Annotated in this window: 15 protein-coding genes; 8 read left to right on the top strand and 7 right to left on the bottom strand. The window is 69.0% G+C overall.

From position 1 onward, the window contains the following. Nucleotides 1-11: 11 nt before the first annotated feature. The gene (locus tag QO015_RS13005) at nt 12-398 is read right to left on the bottom strand and encodes a VOC family protein (RefSeq protein ID WP_266278927.1); all 387 of its coding nucleotides are present in this window, start codon (nt 396-398) and stop codon (nt 12-14) included. Between the two features lie 77 nt (nt 399-475). After that, complete coding sequence (locus tag QO015_RS13000; RefSeq protein WP_266278929.1) at nt 476-2,755, bottom strand: NADP-dependent malic enzyme; 2,280 nt, start codon at nt 2,753-2,755, stop codon at nt 476-478. Nucleotides 2,756-2,908: 153 nt separating this feature from the next. On the opposite strand from QO015_RS13000, the gene mutS reads away from it, so the two are divergent. The 5 genes from mutS (at nt 2,909) to QO015_RS12975 (ending at nt 11,720) form a co-directional block, all read left to right on the top strand. Then, nucleotides 2,909-5,617: a DNA mismatch repair protein MutS gene (mutS, locus tag QO015_RS12995; protein WP_266278930.1), complete on the top strand. Its 2,709-nt coding sequence runs from the start codon at nt 2,909-2,911 to the stop codon at nt 5,615-5,617. 83 nt (nt 5,618-5,700) lie between these two features. Beyond that, nucleotides 5,701-8,481, top strand: coding sequence for a [protein-PII] uridylyltransferase (locus QO015_RS12990; protein ID WP_266278932.1), 2,781 nt, complete (start codon nt 5,701-5,703; stop codon nt 8,479-8,481). A gap of 12 nt (nt 8,482-8,493) precedes the next feature. Continuing rightward, nucleotides 8,494-10,056, top strand: coding sequence for a murein biosynthesis integral membrane protein MurJ (gene murJ, locus QO015_RS12985; protein ID WP_266278934.1), 1,563 nt, complete (start codon nt 8,494-8,496; stop codon nt 10,054-10,056). A gap of 89 nt (nt 10,057-10,145) precedes the next feature. Next, entirely contained in the window at nt 10,146-11,186 is a 1,041-nt protein-coding gene (trpS, locus tag QO015_RS12980; protein WP_266278935.1) for a tryptophan--tRNA ligase, read from the top strand. 39 nt (nt 11,187-11,225) lie between these two features. Continuing rightward, on the top strand, nt 11,226-11,720 hold the full coding sequence (locus QO015_RS12975) for a universal stress protein (RefSeq protein WP_266282351.1): 495 nt from the start codon (nt 11,226-11,228) through the stop codon (nt 11,718-11,720). A gap of 66 nt (nt 11,721-11,786) precedes the next feature. On the opposite strand, the gene QO015_RS12970 is transcribed toward QO015_RS12975, so the two are convergent. Then, the gene (locus QO015_RS12970; RefSeq protein WP_266278936.1) at nt 11,787-13,403 is read right to left on the bottom strand and encodes an alkaline phosphatase PhoX; all 1,617 of its coding nucleotides are present in this window, start codon (nt 13,401-13,403) and stop codon (nt 11,787-11,789) included. A 222-nt stretch (nt 13,404-13,625) separates the two neighbouring features. Between QO015_RS12970 and QO015_RS12965 the strand changes: the two genes are divergently transcribed. After that, on the top strand, nt 13,626-14,195 hold the full coding sequence (locus tag QO015_RS12965; protein ID WP_266278937.1) for a NifU family protein: 570 nt from the start codon (nt 13,626-13,628) through the stop codon (nt 14,193-14,195). A gap of 120 nt (nt 14,196-14,315) precedes the next feature. Beyond that, complete coding sequence (locus QO015_RS12960; RefSeq protein ID WP_266278939.1) at nt 14,316-15,323, top strand: HAD family hydrolase; 1,008 nt, start codon at nt 14,316-14,318, stop codon at nt 15,321-15,323. 15 nt (nt 15,324-15,338) lie between these two features. Here the strand turns inward: QO015_RS12960 and QO015_RS12955 are convergent, their stop codons facing one another. The 4 genes from QO015_RS12955 to QO015_RS12940 all read right to left on the bottom strand — a co-directional run bounded on the left by QO015_RS12955 (nt 15,339) and on the right by QO015_RS12940 (nt 17,962). Then, on the bottom strand, nt 15,339-16,322 hold the full coding sequence (locus QO015_RS12955) for an aldo/keto reductase (RefSeq protein WP_266278940.1): 984 nt from the start codon (nt 16,320-16,322) through the stop codon (nt 15,339-15,341). 68 nt (nt 16,323-16,390) lie between these two features. After that, nucleotides 16,391-17,026 (bottom strand): glutathione S-transferase family protein, encoded by a 636-nt coding sequence (locus QO015_RS12950; protein ID WP_266278941.1) that lies wholly within the window; start codon nt 17,024-17,026, stop codon nt 16,391-16,393. Next, nucleotides 17,023-17,700, bottom strand: coding sequence for a Rieske 2Fe-2S domain-containing protein (locus QO015_RS12945; protein ID WP_266278942.1), 678 nt, complete (start codon nt 17,698-17,700; stop codon nt 17,023-17,025). The genes QO015_RS12950 and QO015_RS12945 overlap by 4 nt, the downstream gene beginning before the upstream one ends. 25 nt (nt 17,701-17,725) lie before the next feature. Beyond that, a complete protein-coding gene (locus QO015_RS12940) occupies nt 17,726-17,962 on the bottom strand; it encodes an acylphosphatase (protein WP_266278943.1) in 237 nt (78 codons plus the stop codon). Nucleotides 17,963-18,062: 100 nt separating this feature from the next. Here QO015_RS12940 and QO015_RS12935 point away from each other — a divergent pair, with 100 nt between their 5' ends. After that, nucleotides 18,063-18,932, top strand: a complete 870-nt coding sequence (locus QO015_RS12935; RefSeq protein WP_266278945.1) for an aromatic ring-hydroxylating oxygenase subunit alpha — start codon at nt 18,063-18,065, stop codon at nt 18,930-18,932. Nucleotides 18,933-19,041 lie beyond the last annotated feature (109 nt).

Genomic DNA, 19,041 nt, shown 5'->3' with positions numbered 1-19,041 from the left:
GCCGGTGATCGTCAGGCGGAAGGCTGCTCGGGCTTCATCCAGCCCTGCACGGCGCCGCCCGGAATCTGCACGATCGCGATGCGCCCGACGCCCGGAACGTCGAAGGCCGGGCGCACCAGCGAGCCGCCTTCCTTCTCCAGGAGGGCGACGCGCGGATCGACCTCGTCGACCTCGACATAGGAGAACCAGTGCTCCGGCACGCCCTCGAAGTCCGGCCCGCCCATCTCCATGATGCCGGCGACCATGGTGTCGCCCATCATCGCGAGGTGATAGTCGCCCATCTCCCCCATCGGCATGGAGTTGAAGCTCCAGCCGAGCGTCTTCGCATAGAAATCCTTCGCCCGCGCCGCGTCGCGCGTCATCAGTTCGTTCCAGCAGAACGTCCCGTGTCCGGCCATGTCGGTTTCCTCCCGTCCGATCGGTAAGCGGAGGCTAACATAAACCGGACGGATTGCAAACCGATGCCGCGCCGCCGTCACCCGCCGACATTGAAGGCGGCGAGCGCCGCCATGTTGACGATGTCGCTGTCGCGCGCCCCGAGCGAGAGGATCTGCACCGGCTTGTCGAGGCCGACCAGGAGCGGGCCGATCACCGTGGCGCCGCCGAGTTCCTGCATCATCTTGGTCGAGATCGAGGCGGAGTGGAACGCCGGCATCACCAGGACGGAGGCGGGGCCGGAGAGGCGGCAGAACGGATAGGCCGCCATCGCCTGCGGGTTCAGCGCGACATCGGCCGCCATCTCGCCGTCGAACTCGAAATCGACGCGGCGGCGTTCGAGGATCTGCACCGCCTCGCGGACATGGCGGGAGCGCTCGCCCTCGGGCTGGCCGAAGGTCGAATAGGCGAGCATCGCGACGCGCGGGTCGTAGCCGAGGCGCTTCGCGAAGCTCGCGGCCTCCTCGGCGATGTCGGCCAGTTCCTCGCCGGTCGGCATGTCGTGCACGGCCGTGTCGGCGACGACGACGGTCCGTCCGCGGACCAGCACGATCGAGACGCCGATGACGCGGTGGCCCGGCCGGGTGTCGATCACGCGCCGCACGTCGGCGAGCACCGTCGAATAGTTGCGCGTCACGCCGGTCACCATCGCGTCGGCGTCGCCGAGCGACACCATGGTGGCGCCGAAATAGTTGCGGTCGGTGTTGATGAGGCGCTGGCAGTCGCGGAAGAGGTAGCCCTTCCGCTGCAGGCGGGCATAGAGGAAGTCGATATAGTCGGCGTTGCGGCGCGACAGGCGCGCGTTGTGGATCTCGATGCCGTTGATGTCGATGCCGGCATCGCGGGCCGTGGCGAGGACGATGTCCTCGCGGCCGATGACGATGGCGGTGCCGAGCTTCTGCGCGACGAAGCTCGCCGCGGCGCGGATCACCTGCTCCTCCTCGCCCTCGGCGAACACGACGCGCTTCGGATTGCGGCGGACGCGCTCGTAGATGCGGGCGAGCGTGCCGACGATCGGGTCGCGGCGGGCCGAGAGCTGGATCTTGTAGGCCGCCATGTCCTCGATGGGACGGCGGGCGACGCCGGTATCCATCGCCGCCTGGGCGACCGCCGCCGGGATCTCCGAGAGGAGCCGCGGATCGAAGGGCACGGGAATGATGTAGTTGGCGCCGAAGCGCGGCCGGACGCCCTGATAGGCAGCGGCCACCTCGTCGGGCACGTCCTCGCGCGCCAGCTCGGCGAGCGCCTTGGCGGCGGCGATCTTCATCTCCTCGTTGATCGTCCGCGCGCGGACGTCGAGCGCGCCGCGGAAGATGTAGGGGAAGCCGAGGACGTTGTTGACCTGGTTCGGATAGTCGGAGCGCCCCGTCGCCATGATCGCGTCGTCGCGGATCTCGGCGACTTCCTCCGGCGTGATTTCCGGGTCGGGATTGGCCATCGCGAAGATGATCGGACGCGGCGCCATCGAGCGCACCATGTCGGGCGTCAGCGCACCCTTGGCCGAGACGCCGAAGAAGATGTCGGCGCCCTTCATCGCGTCTTCCAGCGTGCGCGCCTCGGTGGCGGTCGCGTGCGCGGTCTTCCACTGGTTCATGCCCTCGGTGCGGCCCTGATAGACCACGCCCTTGGTGTCGCAGAGGAGGACGTTCTCGGACGGCATGCCCATCGCCTTGACGAGCTCGATGCAGGCGATGCCGGCCGCGCCGGCGCCGTTGCAGACGAGCCTCGTCGTCTTGATGTCGCGTCCCGTGAGATGCAGCGCGTTGATCATGCCGGCGGTGGCGATGATCGCCGTGCCGTGCTGGTCGTCGTGGAAGACCGGGATGTCCATCAGCTCGCGCAGACGGCTCTCGATCACGAAGCAGTCCGGCGCCTTGATGTCCTCGAGATTGATGCCGCCGAAGGACGGGCCGAGATAGCGGACGGAATTGACGAAGGCGTCGACGTCCTCGGTGTCGATCTCGAGATCGATCGAATCGACGTCGGCGAAGCGCTTGAAGAGGACGGCCTTGCCCTCCATCACCGGCTTCGAGGCCAGCGGGCCGAGATTGCCGAGGCCGAGGATGGCGGTGCCGTTCGAGATGACGGCGACGAGATTGCCGCGGGTCGTGTATTCGAAGGCGAGGCTCGGATCGGCCGCGATGGCCTTCACCGGCACGGCGACGCCGGGCGAATAGGCCAGCGACAGGTCGCGCTGCGTCGCCATCGGCTTGGTCGGCGTGATCTCCAGCTTGCCGGGCCGCCCCCGCGCGTGGAAGTCGAGGGCCTCCTTGTCCGTGACGGCGGGGCCGCTGCGGGCGGGTTTCTTGATTTCGGTCATCGGATGCTCGGCTCAGGCGTTTCCGGAAGGAGCGGCTCTGCGGCCGCTTCAGGTGTGGCGGACCGCGACGATAGCATTTCATCGGATGATTGGAAGGGAGGACAACCGCCCGGGCGGGATGAAACCGCCCGCCGATGTTGCTAAGGTCGGTCCATGCTGGACACGACAGAGAGCGAAGCGGCGGGCGCGCGCGCCACGCCCATGATGGAGCAGTATCTGGAGCTGAAGGCGGCGCATCCCGCGGCGCTGCTGTTCTACCGGATGGGCGACTTCTACGAGCTGTTCTTCGGCGACGCGGAGATCGCCGCCCGCGCGCTCGGCATCACGCTGACGAAGCGCGGCAAGCATCTCGGCGCCGACATTCCGATGTGCGGCGTTCCGATCCATGCCGCCGGCGACTATCTCCAGAAGCTGATCGCGCTGGGCCACCGTGTCGCCGTCTGCGAGCAGACCGAGGACCCGGCCGAGGCGAAGAAGCGTGGCGGCCGCTCGGTCGTGAAGCGCGACGTCGTGCGCATCGTCACGCCCGGCACGATCACCGAGGAGACGCTGCTGAAGGCGGGCGAGGGCAACTATCTCGCGACGCTCGCCCGCGGCCGCGGCGTCGGGCCGGGCGGGGCCGACGGGCTGGCGCTCGCCTGGGTCGACATCTCGACCGGCGATTTCCGCGTCGCCGCGACCGACCGCCAGCGCCTCGCCGCCGATGTGGCCCGGATCGATCCGCGCGAACTCCTCGTCGCCGATACGCTGCTCTCCGACGAGGCGCTCGGCCCGCTGCTGCGTGCGCTTCCCGTGGAGCCGGGCCCCCTCCCCGCGGCCTTCTTCGACGGCGCGACCGCGGCCACGAAACTCGCCGCCTATTTCGGCGTCGAGACGCTGGACGGCCTCGGCGCCTTCTCGCGCGTCGAATTGTCGGCTGCGGCAGCGGCGCTCGCCTATGTCGAGAAGACGCAGGTCGGCGCGCGGGCGCCCCTCGCACGGCCGCAACGCGAGAGCGAAGGGACGCTTCTCTCCGTCGATGCCGCGACGAGGGCCAATCTCGAGATCATGCGCACCATGTCGGGCGAGCGTCGCGGCAGCCTGCTCGGCGCCATCGACCGCTGCGTGACCGGTGCCGGCAGCCGCCTGCTCGCCGCCCGTCTCGCGGGGCCGGTCACCGATCCGGTCGAGATCGGCCGCCGCCTCGACGCCGTCGAGCGCTTCGTCGCCATGCCCGCGGAACGCGCCGACTGCCGCGCCCGCCTCGCCCGCGCCCCGGACCTTCTGCGCGCCCTGTCGCGTCTGGCGCTCGATCGCGGCGGCCCGCGCGATCTCGCCGCGATCGGCGCCGGGCTCGACGTCGCCGCCGGCCTCGCCGAGGATCTCGCCGGGCTGGGCACGCTGCCGGACGAGCTTGCCGCTGTCATCGAGCTGATTTCCTCGGCGCCTGTCGGTCTCGCGACGCGGATCGGCGCCGCGCTCGCCGACGAATTGCCGCTCCTGAAGCGCGACGGCGGCTTCGTCCGCGCCGGTCATGACGGCGATCTCGACCAGCTCCGCGCGCTCCGCGACGAAAGCCGCCAGGTGATCGCCGCGCTGCAGGGCAGCTACGCCGCCGAGACGGACATCCGCGCCCTGAAGGTCAAGCACAACAACGTGCTCGGCTATTTCATCGAGGTGCCGCAGGTCCATGGCGAGCGGCTGATCTCGGCCGAGTTCGCCGGCCGCTACATCCACCGTCAGACCATGGCCGGCGCCATGCGCTTCGTGACGACGGAGCTCGCCGAGCTGGAGGCGAAGATCGCCTCGGCCGGCGACCGGGCGCTTCAGCGCGAGCTGGGCATCTTCGAGGCGCTGGCGTCCGAGGTGCTGGCCGCCGAGGCGCCCATCCGGGCCGTCGCCGAAGGTCTCGCCCGCCTCGACGTGGCGGCCTCGCTCGCCGAGCTCGCCGAGGCGTCCGACTGGACGCGGCCGGTCGTCGACCGCTCGCTCGCCTTCGAGATCGAGGGCGGCCGCCATCCGGTGGTCGAGGAAGCGCTGCGGCGAAACGGCGAGAGCTTCGTCCCGAACGATTGCACCCTCGGCGGCGCCGAGGCGGAGGCGGGCCGCATCTGGCTCGTCACCGGCCCCAACATGGCCGGCAAGTCGACCTTCCTGCGCCAGAACGCGCTCATCGCGCTGCTCGCGCAGACCGGCAGCTTCGTCCCGGCCCGCCGCGCCCATATCGGCGTCGTCGACCGCCTCTTCTCCCGCGTCGGTGCCGCCGACGATCTCGCCAGAGGCCGGTCGACCTTCATGGTCGAGATGGTCGAGACGGCGGCGATCCTCAACCAGGCCACGGCGCGCTCGCTGGTGATCCTCGACGAGATCGGCCGCGGCACGGCCACCTTCGACGGCCTTTCGATCGCCTGGGCGGCGATCGAGCATCTGCACGAGGCGAACCGCTCGCGGGCGCTCTTCGCGACGCATTATCACGAGCTGACGGCGCTGGCGCAGCGGCTCGACCGGCTCGACAACGCGACCGTCCGCGTGCGCGAATGGCAGGGCGATGTCGTCTTCCTGCACGAGATCGTGCCCGGCGCCGCCGACCGCTCCTACGGCATCCAGGTGGCGAAGCTGGCCGGACTGCCGCCCTCGGTCGTCGCCCGCGCCCGCGCCGTTCTGGAGCGCCTCGAGGAGGGCGACCGCAAGTCGCCGGCCGCGACGCTGATCGACGACCTGCCGCTCTTCGCCGCCCTCCGCGCCCCGCCTCCCGCGCCGGCGCCGTCGGCGGTGGACCCGCTTGGACCGGCGCTCGATGCGCTCAATCCCGACGAGCTGACGCCGCGCGAGGCTCTCGAGGCGCTGTACAGGCTGAAGGGCATGCGGGCGGCGCCGTCCTGACGCGCGCCGCGCGCGCATTGTCGGCGCTGCTTGATGAGGGTAGCTTCGCCCGTCCTGACCCCGCCGGGAGCCGCACCGCCTTGATGTCCCGTTCCGAACCCGCCCTGATCGACGGCCGCGCGCTTTCGGCCGAACTGATCGGGCTCGCGGCCGACGAAACCGACCCGCAGCGCCGCCGCAACCGCGTTCTCGGGCGCCTCAAGGAAGTGCTGCGCGACGGCCGCGCCCTGGCCGAGCAGCGGCTCAGGGCCGGTCAGAACGGCATCGCCTGCGCCCGCAGCCTCTCCGACCTGATGGACGAGATCATCCGTGCCGTCTACGACGTCGCGGTGCACACGGCCTATCCGGTCGACAATCCGTCCGCGGCGGAGCGCATGGCGGTGGTGGCGGTCGGCGGCTATGGCCGCGGCATGCTGGCGCCGGGCTCCGACATCGATCTCCTGTTCGTGCTGCCCTACAAGCAGACGCCCTGGGGCGAGAGCGTCGTCGAATTCGTGCTCTACATGCTGTGGGATCTCGGCCTCAAGGTCGGCCACGCGACGCGCAATGTCGACGAATGCATCCGCCTCTCGGGCGGCGACATGACGATCCGCACCGCGATCCTCGAGGCCCGCTTCATCTGGGGCGACGAGAAGCTCTTCAAGGATCTCGCCCATCGCTTCGATACCGAGGTGGTGGCCGGCACCGGGCCGCAGTTCATCGCCGCCAAGCTGGCCGAGCGCGACGAGCGTCATCGCCGGCAGGGCGCCTCGCGCTATCTGGTCGAGCCCAATGTCAAGGAAGGCAAGGGCGGGCTGCGCGACCTGCACACGCTGTTCTGGATCGCGAAATACTTCTACCGCGTCCGCTCGGGCGATGCGCTGGTCGAGGCCGGCGTGTTCTCGCGCACCGAGCTGACGCTGCTGCGCAAGGCCGAGAACTTCCTCTGGTCGGTGCGCTGCCACCTGCATTTCCTCACCGGCCGCGCCGAGGAGCGGCTCTCCTTCGACGTCCAGCGCGAGATGGCTGTGCGGCTCGGCTACACCGCCCATCCCGGCATGAAGGATGTCGAGCGCTTCATGAAGCACTACTTCCTGCACGCGAAGGATGTCGGCGACCTGACGCTGATCTTCTGCTCGGCGCTGGAGGAGGAGCACGCCAAGCAGACGCCGCTGCTCAACCGCTTCTTCGGTCTCGCCACCCGCCGCCGCCGCCGCAAGATCGCCGGCACCAGCGATTTCGTCGTCGAGCACGACCGCATCAACCTTTCCGAGGGGGACGTGTTCGAGCGCGATCCGGTCAACCTGATCCGCCTGTTCCATCTCGCCGACAAGCACGACCTCGCCTTCCATCCCGACGCGATGCGGGCGGTGACGCGCTCCCTGAAGCTGATCGATGCGGACCTGCGCGAAAATCCGGTCGCGAACCGCCTGTTCCTCGACCTGCTGGCCTCGCGCAACCAGCCTGAGATCGTGCTGCGACGGATGAACGAGGCCGGCGTGCTCGGCCGCTTCGTGCCGGATTTCGGCAAGATCGTCGCGATGATGCAGTTCAACATGTATCATCACTATACGGTCGACGAGCATCTCATCCGCTCGATTGGCGTCCTCGCCGGCATCGAGCGCGGCGAGCGCAGCCAGGACCATCCCCTGGCCAATGCACTGATCCAGACGCTGCAGGACCGCGTCGTGCTCTATGTCGCGATGCTGCTGCACGACATCGCCAAAGGCAGGCCCGAGGATCACTCGATCGCCGGCGCCCGCGTGGCGCGAAAGCTCGGCCCGCGGCTCGGCCTGACCCCGGCCCAGACCGAGACCGTCGCCTGGCTGGTCGAGCACCATCTCCTGATGAGCATGGTTGCCCAGTCGCGCGATCTCGGCGACCGCAAGACGATCCAGGACTTCGCCGCCGTGGTGCAGAGCCTGGAGCGGCTGAAGCTTCTCCTCATCCTGACCATCGCCGACATTTCCGCCGTCGGGCCCGGCGTGTGGAACGGCTGGAAGGGGCAGCTGCTGCGCACGCTCTATTACGAGACGGAGCCGCTGCTCACCGGCGGTCACAGCCAGATCTCGCGCGAGCAGCGGGTGGCGGCGGCCCGGGCCGAACTCTCGAATGCGCTGGGCGACTGGCCGGCGGCCGAGCGCGACGCCTATCTCGAGCGCCACTACCCCGCCTACTGGCTGCGCGTCGACCTGCCGCGCAAGGTCGCGCATGCGGGGCTGATCCGCGCCGCCGACGCGGAAGGCCGCTCGCTCGCGACCGCGGTCACGGTGCGCTCCTTCGAGGCGGTGACGGAGATCACCGTGCTGGCGCCCGATCATCCGCGCCTCCTCTCGATGGTCGCGGGCGCCTGCACGGCGGGTGGCGGCAACATCGTCGACGCGCAGATCTTCACCACCACCGACGGCCGCGCCATCGACACGATCTCCATCGCCCGCGAGTTCGACACCGACGAGGAGGAGACGCAGCGCGCGCTGAAGGTAAGCCGGCTCATCGAGGACGCGCTGTCGGGAACCGTCGCCCTGCCGGAGGCGATCGCGCGCAAGGCCAAGGCCAAGCCGCGCATCATCAAGGCCTTCACGGTCGAGACCCGCATTCTGGTCGACAATTCCTGGTCCAACCAGTTCACCGTCATCGAGGCCTCCGGCATCGACCGGCCGGGCCTTCTCTACGAACTGACGCGGCTCATCTCCGATCTGTCGCTCAACATCGCCTCGGCCCATGTCGCCACCTTCGGCGAGCGCGCGGTCGACGTGTTCTACGTGACGGACCTCACGGGCCGGAAGGTGACCAATGCCAGCCGCGAGGCGGCCATCCGCCGCCGCCTTGCCCAGGTTTTCGACGGACCGCCGGCCGGCGAGAAGACGCCGGTCAAGAAAGCCTAGGCGCGGCGCGGAATGTCGCTGCTGCGCAATCTCGTCACGGTCGGCGGCTCGACGACCTCGAGCCGCCTGCTCGGCTTTGCCCGCGACATGATGATGGCGGCGGCGCTCGGCACCGGCCCGGTGGCCGATGCCTTCCTCGTCGCCTTCCGCCTGCCCAATCTCTTCCGCCGCCTGTTCGCCGAGGGTGCCTTCGCCTCGGCCTTCGTGCCCCTCTTCGCCCGCACGCTGGAGGGCGACGGCGAGGACGCCGCCCGCCGCTTCGGCCGCGAGGCGCTCTCCGCGCTGCTCGCGCTGCTCGCGGTCGTGGTCCTGGTTGCCATGGTCGCCATGGGGCCGCTGATGCATGTCCTGGCGCCCGGCTTCGTCGCCGACCCGCCGAAATTCGACCTCGCGGTGCTGCTGACGCGGATCGCCTTTCCCTATCTCCTGCTCATCTCGCTGACCGCGCTCTACAGCGGCGTCCTCAACGCACGCGGCCGCTTCTTCGCCGCCGCAATGGCGCCCGCCTTCCTCAACATCGTCTTCGTCGGCGCCCTCGCCTATGTCCTCGTCGCGGATGTCGAGAATTCGGAACAGGCCGGCATCCTGCTCGCGGCCGCGACCCTCGTCGGCGGCGTGCTGCAACTCGCCGTCGTCATGGCGGCGGCGGCGCGCGACGGCATGCTGCTCGGGCTCGAGCGGCCGCGGCTGACGCGCGGCGTGCGCCGCCTCGGCGCGCTCGCCCTGCCGGCGCTGGTCGCCGGCGGCGTCACGCAGATCAACATCGTCATCGGCACCATGATCGCGTCCTTCGCGCCGGGTGCGATCGCGGTGCTCGGTTATGCCGACCGCCTCTACCAGCTGCCGCTCGGCATCGTCGGCGCCACCATCGCCGTCGTCATGCTGCCCGATCTCGCGCGGCAATTGCGCGCCGGCCGGTCCGATCTCGCCGACCACATCCAGAACCGCGGCCTCGAATTCGCCATGGCGCTGACGCTGCCGGCGGCGATCGCGCTGTTCGTGCTGGCCGAGCCGATCGTCCAGGTCATCTACCAGCGCGGTGCGTTCGGCGCCGACGACACGCTGGCGACGGCGCGGGTGCTGATGGGCTTCGCCGTCGGCCTGCCCGCCTTCGTGCTCATCAAGGTGTTCTCGCCCGGCTTCTTCGCCCGCGAGGACACGCGCACGCCGATGTGGTTCGCCGCCATCGGCGTCGTGGTCAATGTCGCCGTCTCGCTGGCGCTCTTTCCCTTCTATGCCGAACTCGGCATCGCGATCGCGACCAGCCTTTCGGGCTGGGTCAACGCGCTTCTGCTCGGCGCTGCGCTGCATCGGCGCGGCCATTTCCCGCTCGACGCCAAGGTGCGGCGCAACCTTCCGCTCGTTCTCGTCGCCGCGCTCGCCATGGGCGCCGCCGTCTGGGGCGCCGCCGTCTTCGCCGATCCCTTCTTCGACGATGCGCGGGTGCTGGTCAGGGCCGGCGCGATGGCGGCGATCTGCGCCGCGGGCGTCGTGCTCTTCGGCCTCTTCTGCCAGGCGACCGGCGTCGTCGATGTCCGGGCGGTGCTCGGCGCTCTCCGCCGCCGGCGCGGCTGAGCGGGGAGCCAATCGGCGCTTGCACGCCCGCCCCCGCCGCGCGATAACGCGCCGCCCCGCGACACGAGATCAGCAGGATCGAGCGAGAAATGACCGAATTCCAGCCGCGCGTCTTTTCCGGCGTCCAGCCGACCGGCAATCTGCATCTCGGCAATTATCTCGGCGCGATCGTCAATTTCGTCGCCCTGCAGGAAAGCCATGACTGCATCTACTGCGTCGTGGACATGCATGCGATCACCGTCTGGCAGGACCCGACGGAGCTCTCCCGCCAGATCCGCGAGGTCACGGCGGCCTTCGTCGCGGCGGGCATCGACCCGGTCAAGCACATCGTCTTCAACCAGAGCCAGGTCTCGGCCCATGCCGAGCTCGCCTGGATCTTCAACTGCGTCGCGCGCATCGGCTGGATGAACCGCATGACGCAGTTCAAGGACAAGGCCGGCAAGGACAAGGAGAACGCCTCGCTGGGCCTCCTCGCCTATCCGAGCCTGATGGCGGCCGACATTCTCGCCTACAAGGCGACGCATGTGCCGGTCGGCGAGGATCAGAAGCAGCATCTCGAGCTGACGCGCGACATCGCGCAGAAGTTCAACAACGACTATGCCGCCTCGATCGCCGCGCATGGCTATGGCGACGCCTATTTTCCGCTCACCGAGCCGCTGATCACCGGCCCGGCGACGCGGATCATGAGCCTTCGCGACGGCACCAAGAAGATGTCGAAGTCCGATCCGTCGGATTATTCGCGCATAAACCTGACCGACGATGCCGACCAGATCGCGCAGAAGATCCGCAAGGCCAAGACCGACGCCGACGCGCTGCCCGGCGAGACCGAGGGGCTCAAGGGCCGCCCGGAGGCCGACAATCTCGTCGGCATCTATGCGGCGCTCTCCGGCCTCTCCAAGCAGCAGGTGCTGGATCAGTTCGGCGGGCAGCAGTTCTCGGCCTTCAAGCCGGCGCTCGCCGATCTCGCCGTGCAGAAGCTGGGGCCGATCGGGGCCGAGATGCGGCGCCTGATGGCCGATCCCGGCCATATCGACCAGATCCTGGCGAGCGGCGCCGCGCGCGCCGATGCGATCGCGCGGCCGATCCTCGACGGCGTCAAGGACGTGGTCGGCTTCATCCGCCGCAACTGAGGCCTGCTTGCTGCCGCCCCGTCGGGGTGGCAGCATCGCATCATGCTGAAGCGGCGATCCACAGAGGCCGGTCACCGGCGCAAGTTCCTGGCGGTCATCGACGACACGCCGGAATGCTCGCGCGCCGTCGTCTATGCCGCCCGCAGGGCCGAGCGCACCTCGGGCGGGCTCACCATGCTCTACGTGATCGAGCCGACCGGCTTCCAGCACTGGATCGGCGTCGAGAACATCATGCGCGCCGAGGCGATGGACGAGGCCGAGGCGGTGCTGGCGCGCTTTGCCGACATCGCCCGCCGCCATGGCTCCGTCGAGCCGGAGCTGGTGATCCGAGAGGGCAAGCCCGCCGATGAGATCCTGGCCCTCATCGGCGAGGACGAGGACATCGCGATCCTCGTGCTCGCCGCCGCGACCGACAAGGAGGGCCCGGGCCCGCTGGTCTCGGCCATGGCCGGGCGGCTCGCCGGCCATTTCCCGGTGCCGGTCACCATCGTCCCCGGCTCGCTCGCCGACGAGGACATCGCCGCCATCGCCTGACGTCGACCGGACATGAAAAAGGGCGCCGCGCGGCGCCCTTCTCGTTCCGTCGCCGACGTGAGCCGCTTACTTCCTGGCGGCGGCCTGCACGATCTCGAAGGTGACGTTGCGGCCGTGCTGGCGGGTGTAGAACACGCGCCAGCCATTCTCGAACGGGGTCGGGACGGCGGTGCCGATCAGGCCCTCGACGCTCGGATCGCCATTCGAGACATGGATGCCGGTGATCTCGTTGTCGCCGTCGTTCTGGAACCCGTTCTCCGACGCCTTGGCGCCGAGCGCGGCGTCGATGGTCGCCATGTCGTCGCGGATCTGGGTCAGGAAGCGGACCGGATCGGGCGTCGAGGCCTTGGCGTAGTCGGCGGTCACGTCGACGATATAGCCCGAGTCGAGCGCATTGCGCTGGCCGTGCAGCTTGTCGCCCGCGTCCTCGACGACCAAAAGCTGCGTGTCGGTGAGGAAGGAGAGATTGTCGAGCCCGGTCTTGGTGACGTCGCCGCGGAAGACGATGCCGATCGAGCCCTTGTCGTCGGACGGCGCATCCTGGCTGACGCGGAACACGCCGCCGAAGCCGCCATATTCGGCGCCGGCCTCGGTCTTGGCGTTCGTGTCGCCGGTGGCGGTGAAGTAGAATTCCTTGAAGTCGGTTCCGGGACGGAACTGGCCGTTCTCGGGCCGCTTGAACGGCGTCGCGCCGGCCGCCTTGGCGAGCGCGTTGGCGTCGAAGGCCTCCGTCGCGCCGGCGGCGGTCTCCTTCAGCGTGACCCAGCGCGTCGGCAGCTCGTTGCCATAGGCGTGCAGCAGCTTCTGCTCGAGGGCGAGGATGTCGGCGTCCTGCTGGCCGTCGTGGAAGACGATCGGCTTGCCATAGGCGTCGAGCACCTGCAGCGCCTGCAGCTTGCCGCCCTTGGTGAGGTCGGTCTTGTCGGCCGGCACGAAGCGGTAGACGAAGGAATTCGGCTGCTTGGCGTTCTTGGTCTTCGGGCCGCCCTTGCCGCCCTCGTCCTCGACGAGCCAGATGGCGCCGTTCTTGTCGATCTCGACACCCTCATAGGCGGCGCGGCCGGTGAAGGCCGAGATGTCGGTCACCCTGGACGGGAAATCCACGGTCGCCATCCAGACGCCGCCGTCCTTGCCCTCTTCGGAGGTCAGCAGCAGCAGCTTCGCGAAGGGGTCCCAGGCCGAGCCGTCGATGAGCGGCAGCGGCTTGCCGTCGACATCCTTCGAGGCCATCAGCGTGACCCGATGCGCCTTGTCGGCGTCGAGATTGATGCGGGTCAGGGCGCCATAGGTGATGCCCTCGGCGTCCTTCGGGCCGTTCTCATGGCCCTGGAAGACGAAATGCGTGCCGTATCTGACGCCCTTGGCGGCGCCCTTCTGGCCTTCGAGCACCAGATAGGTGTTCTTGTCGGGCTCGGTCTTGGTCGCCTCGACATTGTGGCCTTCGGCCTGCACGGCGCCCTTCCTGGGGGCCAGCGGGCCGTCATTGCCATAGCCGTAATAGCCGATCTGCTTCGAGGGATTCTCGAGCTTCATGGCGCCTTCGGCGACCGGAACCTCGGCGAGGCCGGGCGAGAGAACGTCCTCGGCCGGCCTGACGACGGCGGAGGAGAGCTTCATCGGCTCGGCAAGCGCCGGCAGTGACAGCGCGACGAGCGCCGTGGTGGTGACGAGCATCAGTTTCATGATCGGATCGGCCCCGTGGTGGTGAGCACCGACTCCGTTAGGCTCGCGGGATTGCGTTTCGATGACAGCCCGGTGGCCGCGGCTGCGGCGCTACAGCCGCTTGAATCATGACTTCAGAAGTACGATTTCTGGTCCCGACGGCGCGAATCCCCCTTGAAGGCACGGGGTCGATCGCCCACAACTCTCTTAGAAGAATTCCAAAGACAGCGGCGAGGCTCCCCCATGTTCATCCAGACCGAAGCGACGCCCAATCCGTCGACCCTCAAGTTCCTGCCCGGCCGCCCGGTCCTTCCCGAGGGAACGGCCGAATTCCGCGACATCGCCGAGGCCGGCCGCTCGCCCCTCGCCGAGCGTCTCTTCTCCGTCGGCGGCGTGTCCGGCGTCTTTCTCGGCCACGATTTCATCAGCGTCACCAAGTCGAACGGCGAGTGGCAGCACCTGAAGCCCGCCCTTCTCGGCGCGATCATGGAGCATTTCACCGCCGGTGTGCCGGTGATGGCGCAGGCCGGTCCGCTGCATGGCGCGCATGACGACGACGGCGAATTCTTCGCCGAGCAGGATGCCGACCTCGTCGAGACGATCAAGGAACTGATCGAGACGCGCGTGCGGCCGGCGGTGGCGCAGGATGGCGGCGACATCACCTTCAAGGGCTTCCGCGACGGCATCGTCTATCTGAACATGCGCGGCTCCTGTGCCGGCTGTCCGTCCTCGACGGCGACGCTGAAGCACGGCATCCAGAACCTGCTGCGCCACTTCGTCCCCGAGGTTCAGGAAGTCCAGTCGATCAACTGACCGACGCCTTCTCATCGTTGCATTCGAAGGCCCGCTCCGGCGGGCCTTCGTCGTTTCTGCGACAGGTGGACCGCATCTCGCACCCGCGCTAGCCTCGCGCGAGCAACGGGGGAGGCCATCATGCAGTCATTCTGGCATCGGCTCCGCGTCGGGGCTTTCGCCGCCCTGGCGCTCGCAATCGCAGGCGCGGCCGCCGCGCTCGCCGCCGACGATCCGCTGCCCTCCTGGAACGACGGCGCGGCGAAGGCCTCCATTCTCGCCTTCGTCGGCAAGGTCACGACGGCGGGCTCGCCGGATTTCGTGCCGGCCGGGGAGCGGATCGCCACCTTCGACAATGACGGCACGCTCTGGTCCGAGCAGCCGGTCTATTTCCAGATCGCGTTTGCCGTCGACCGGCTCAAGGTATTGGCGGCGGTCGATCCCGCGATCGCCGGCAACGAGACCGTCAAGGCGGTGCTCTCCGGCGACCGGGCGAAGCTCGCGGCCGTCGGCGAGAAGGGGCTGCTCGAGATCGTGGCGATGACCCATGCCGGCATGTCGGTCGCCGATTTCGAAGGCATCGTGCGGGCCTGGCTCGCGACGGCGCGGCATCCCCGCTTCGACAGGCCGTACAACGAGCTCGTCTATCAGCCGATGCTGGAACTGCTCGCCTATCTCCGCGCGAACGGCTTCAAGACCTTCATCGTCTCGGGCGGCGGCATCGATTTCATGCGTCCCTGGGCGCCGGCCGCCTATGGCACCCCGCCCGAGCAGATCGTCGGCTCCTCCGGCCGGACGAAATGGCAGCTGGTCGGCGACCGCCCGTCGATCATGAAGCTGCCCGAGGTCGACTTCATCGACGACGGCCCCGGCAAGCCGGTCGGCATCGAGCGCTTCATCGGCCGCCGTCCCGTCTTCGCCGCCGGCAATTCAGACGGTGATCTCGAGATGCTGCAATGGACGACGCTCGACACCGGTCCGCGCTTCGCGCTCATCGTCCACCACACCGACGCGGTGCGCGAATGGGCCTATGACCGCGATTCGCCGGTCGGCCGCCTCGACAAGGCGCTCGACGAGGCGGCGAAGCGCGGCTGGCTGGTGGTGGACATGAAGAACGACTGGAAGGTCATCTACCCTTTCGAGAAGTGACGCTCCGGCCGGTGGTCACCAGCGCTGGTGGACATACGGCCGGATATCCTCGTCATAGATGGCCTTGAGCGCGGCCATGGTCTCGTCCGGGAGTGGCGGCAGTGTCGCCGCGTCGGCATTGGCCAGCGCCTGCTCGGCGTTCTTGGCGCCCGGAATGGCGACGGTCACCGCCTCGAACATCAGGATCCATTTCAGCGCGAACTTCGCCATGGTCGTGTCGCCGACCAGCGGGCGGATCTTCTCGACGGCCGCGAGCCCGACGTCGTAGGGAACGCCCGAGAACGTCTCGCCGACATCGAAGGCCTCGCCGTGGCGGTTGAACTGGCGATGGTCGGAGGCATCGAAGGTGGTCGCGGCCGACATCTTGCCGGTGAGCAGCCCGCTCGCGAGCGGCACGCGGGCGATGATCGCCGTCTCGGTCTCGATCGCGCGCTGGAACAGCCGCTCGATCGGCCGCTGGCGGAAGATGTTGAAGATGATCTGGATCGAGACGACCCCGGGATATTCCATCGCCTTCAGCGCTTCCTCGACGCGCTCGACGCTGACGCCGTAGTCGGCGATCTTGCCGGCCGCCTTCATCGCGTCCAGCGCGGCGAACACTTCCGGATGGTAATAGACGTCGGTCGGCGGGCAGTGCAGCTGCACGAGATCGAGCGTCTGCATCTCGAGATAGTCGCGGCTGCGGTCGACGAAGCCTTGCAGGGCCTCGCCGGTATAGGCGCTGGCGACATGCGGATTGAGCCGGCGCCCCGCCTTGGTGGCGACAAAGGGCCGCTGGCCGCCGCGTGCCTTGAGGACGCGCGCGATCAGCTTCTCCGAGCGGCCGTCGCCATAGACGTCGGCGGTATCGATGAAGGTGACGCCGGCATCGAGCGCCGTCTCCAGCGCGGCGATGGCGTCGTCCTCGCTGACATGGCCCCAGCTCGCGCCGATCGCCCAGGCGCCGAAGCCGATTTCGCTCACCTGGCGGCCGGTTCGGCCGAATGTCCGCGATCGCATGGTCATCCTCCACTCATCTTGGGGAGGCGGAGGTTATCGGCCCGGCGGCTCGTCTGACAAGGCGTCGGTCAGTGATAGTCGGGAATGCCGGGCATGGTGACGAAGCCGGGGAGCGCCCTGACCCGCCGCATCCAGCGCCGCAGCGCCGGATAGGCGTCGTGATCGACGCCGAAATCGCGGGAGAGCGCGATCGCCGGGAAGAGGGCCAGATCGGCGAGGCTCGGCGCCGCGCCGACGAACCACTCCGAGCCGGCGATGCGCCGGGCCGTCATGTGATCTTCCATGACGCGGAAGGCGGCGAGCGCCTGCCGTTCCAGCGCCGGACCGTCGCCGGGAAGCTCGAGCATCGCATGCAGCCGCGCCAGCCCCGCCGCCGCCAGCGGGCCGCGGGCAAAGAAGAGCCAGGACAGCATGCGAGCATGCTCGGCGGCATCCTCGGGCACCAGATCGGAACCGCCCGGAAGAAACCCCGCGCAATGGACAAGGATCGCCTCCGCCTCGGCGAGGACGAGCCCGTCCTGTTCGAGGATCGGCAGGCTGCCGCGCGGGTTGAGCGCGAGATAGGCCGCCGAGCGCTCCTCGTGGCCGGGATGGACGTCGACGGCGACCCGCTCATAGGGCGCGCCGAGCAGGGCGAGCAGCAGCCGCACCTTGTAGCAGTCGGCGTCGAGCTCGTAGTCGTGCAAGACGAGGCGCGGGCTCATGCGGCGAACTCCAGCGAGGCGAAGCGCGACGGCGCCGCCGCCTCGATCGCATGCCGGAGCGCCTCGGCGCCGCGCGAGACCAGCGACCGGTCCCCGGCGCCGTCGATCGTCACATGGAGGCCCGTCCGCTCCGATGTGAAGGGCTGCAGGAAGAGGACCACGTCGGTACCGGCGAGGCGGCCGGCGAAGCTGCCGTCCGGTCCCGGCGCGAAGCGGCCGGCGAGGAGCGCCGCGACCCGCTCCGGCGACGCCTCGACGAAGAGGCTGCGCAGCGGATGGAGGGGGCGGGCCGCCGGCGGTGCCATCCCGCTCGCCCCCATCTCGGACCAGACGAAGATCAGCCCCGAGGCCTCGGCCGAGGCATAGGTCGGCACGCGGATCGTCTCCGGCACGGCGAGGTCGGGATGGGCGGGAATCGCACGGCACTGGCCGGCCGTGTCATAGGCCCAGCCGTGATAGAGGCAGGCGATATGGTTGCCGCGCACGAAGCCGAAGGAAAGGCGCATGCCGCGATGGGGGCAGCGATCCTCCCAGACATGGCTCTCGCCCGCGCTGTCGCGCCAGACGACCAGCTCCTGGTCGTGAAGCCGCGTGCCGGCCGAGGTGCCCGGCTCGATATCGGCGGCGAGCGCGACGGCATGCCAGCCGGGAAGCGGCGCGGCGGAATCGGTCATGGCATCTCCTCGGCTTCGGGCCTTCTCATGCGGCGCGGCGGGAAACATCGGTGACGAGGCAGTCGAGCGGCCCGAGGCTGCAGGCGACCTCGAACATGTCGACCAGCGCGCCTTCGCCCTCCACCGTCACCTCGACGCGATCCGCCCCGAGCCGGCGCGTTTCTGCGCTGACGGAGAGGCGCCGCGCGCGATGGCGCATGAACTCCGCGAAGCTCGCCGGCTCGAAGACGCCGAGAAACACCAGCTCGATCCGCTCTCTCATGCCCGTTCCGTCGCGCGCACGGCCGACGCCCTTGCGCTTCCGCCCAACATTGCGGCATGTCTAGCGCCTGGGCAATGCGACATCAACACGAGGACGAAGCATGGCGCGACCGGCCGAGAAAGCCTCGCTCGACCACTGGTATGTGATCGACGCGCTGCAGGACATTCCGGCCGCGCCGCGGCCGAACCGGCTGCTCGGCCGCGATCTCGTCGTCGCGCGCGACGCGACGGAGACGGTGATCGTGCGCGAGCGTCTCGGGGACGGCAGCCTCGGCGCGCCGCTGCCGACGCATGAGCGCTGGGGCTATCTCTGGACGACGCTGGGCGAGCCGCCGCGCGGCCTGTTCGAGATCCCGGAAGCCGACGAGCCGGATCGCCGCCATGTCGTCTGCGGCGCCGTTCAGGTCAGGGCGTCGGGCCTGCGCATCGTCGAGAACTTCCTCGACATGGCGCATTTCCCCTTCGTGCACACCGATATCCTCGGCGCCGAGCCGCATACCGAGGTGCGCCACTACACGACCGAGATCCGCCGCGACGTCGACGAGGTCTGGGCGACCAATTGCGAGTTCTTCCAGCCGCAGGCGGCGCTGTCGGCCTCGGGCGGCATCATGACGCAATACATGTACCGCGTCGCCGCGCCGTTCCAGACGCTGCTCTACAAGACCTGCCCGGCCGCGGCCAATCGCTGGGACGTCATCTGCCTCTTCGTGCAGCCGCTGGACCATGATCGCTGCCGCGCGCATCCGGTAATGTTCATCGTCGACGACGAGAGCACGCTGACCAGCATGATCCATTTCCAGCAGCTCATCTTCCTGCAGGACCGGATCATCCTCGAAAACCAGCGCCCGCGCCTCCTGCCGCTGGAGCCCCGCGCCGAGATCCCGACGCGCGCCGACATGTCCTCGGTCGCCTATCGCCGCTGGCTCAAGGAAAAGGGCGTCACTTTCGGCACGGCCGAACGCGCCGCCTGAGCGGAAAGGCGCGAGCCGACCGCGCGCGAGCAAGAGCTCCCCTCCAGTTCTCCCCGCCACGCGGGAGAGAGGGCCGCCGGCGTCACAGCGCGGCGAGACGTCGGGATGG

This window comes from Kaistia geumhonensis, assembly GCF_030815145.1.
In the GTDB taxonomy this organism is placed as follows: Bacteria; Pseudomonadota; Alphaproteobacteria; order Rhizobiales; family Kaistiaceae; genus Kaistia; species Kaistia geumhonensis.
This window is presented reverse-complemented; position numbering and strand designations above follow the sequence as displayed.

Coding starts and splice junctions, on each gene's coding strand:
- trpS (WP_266278935.1), top strand. CDS start 10,146: ATGACCGAATTCCAGCCGCGCGTCTTTTCCGGCGTCCAGCCGACCGGC.
- QO015_RS12965 (WP_266278937.1), top strand. CDS start 13,626: ATGTTCATCCAGACCGAAGCGACGCCCAATCCGTCGACCCTCAAGTTC.
- QO015_RS12960 (WP_266278939.1), top strand. CDS start 14,316: ATGCAGTCATTCTGGCATCGGCTCCGCGTCGGGGCTTTCGCCGCCCTG.
- murJ (WP_266278934.1), top strand. CDS start 8,494: ATGTCGCTGCTGCGCAATCTCGTCACGGTCGGCGGCTCGACGACCTCG.
- mutS (WP_266278930.1), top strand. CDS start 2,909: ATGCTGGACACGACAGAGAGCGAAGCGGCGGGCGCGCGCGCCACGCCC.
- QO015_RS12955 (WP_266278940.1), bottom strand. CDS start 16,322: ATGCGATCGCGGACATTCGGCCGAACCGGCCGCCAGGTGAGCGAAATC.
- QO015_RS13005 (WP_266278927.1), bottom strand. CDS start 398: ATGGCCGGACACGGGACGTTCTGCTGGAACGAACTGATGACGCGCGAC.
- QO015_RS12950 (WP_266278941.1), bottom strand. CDS start 17,026: ATGAGCCCGCGCCTCGTCTTGCACGACTACGAGCTCGACGCCGACTGC.
- QO015_RS12945 (WP_266278942.1), bottom strand. CDS start 17,700: ATGACCGATTCCGCCGCGCCGCTTCCCGGCTGGCATGCCGTCGCGCTC.
- QO015_RS13000 (WP_266278929.1), bottom strand. CDS start 2,755: ATGACCGAAATCAAGAAACCCGCCCGCAGCGGCCCCGCCGTCACGGAC.
- QO015_RS12935 (WP_266278945.1), top strand. CDS start 18,063: ATGGCGCGACCGGCCGAGAAAGCCTCGCTCGACCACTGGTATGTGATC.
- QO015_RS12990 (WP_266278932.1), top strand. CDS start 5,701: ATGTCCCGTTCCGAACCCGCCCTGATCGACGGCCGCGCGCTTTCGGCC.
- QO015_RS12940 (WP_266278943.1), bottom strand. CDS start 17,962: ATGAGAGAGCGGATCGAGCTGGTGTTTCTCGGCGTCTTCGAGCCGGCG.
- QO015_RS12970 (WP_266278936.1), bottom strand. CDS start 13,403: ATGAAACTGATGCTCGTCACCACCACGGCGCTCGTCGCGCTGTCACTG.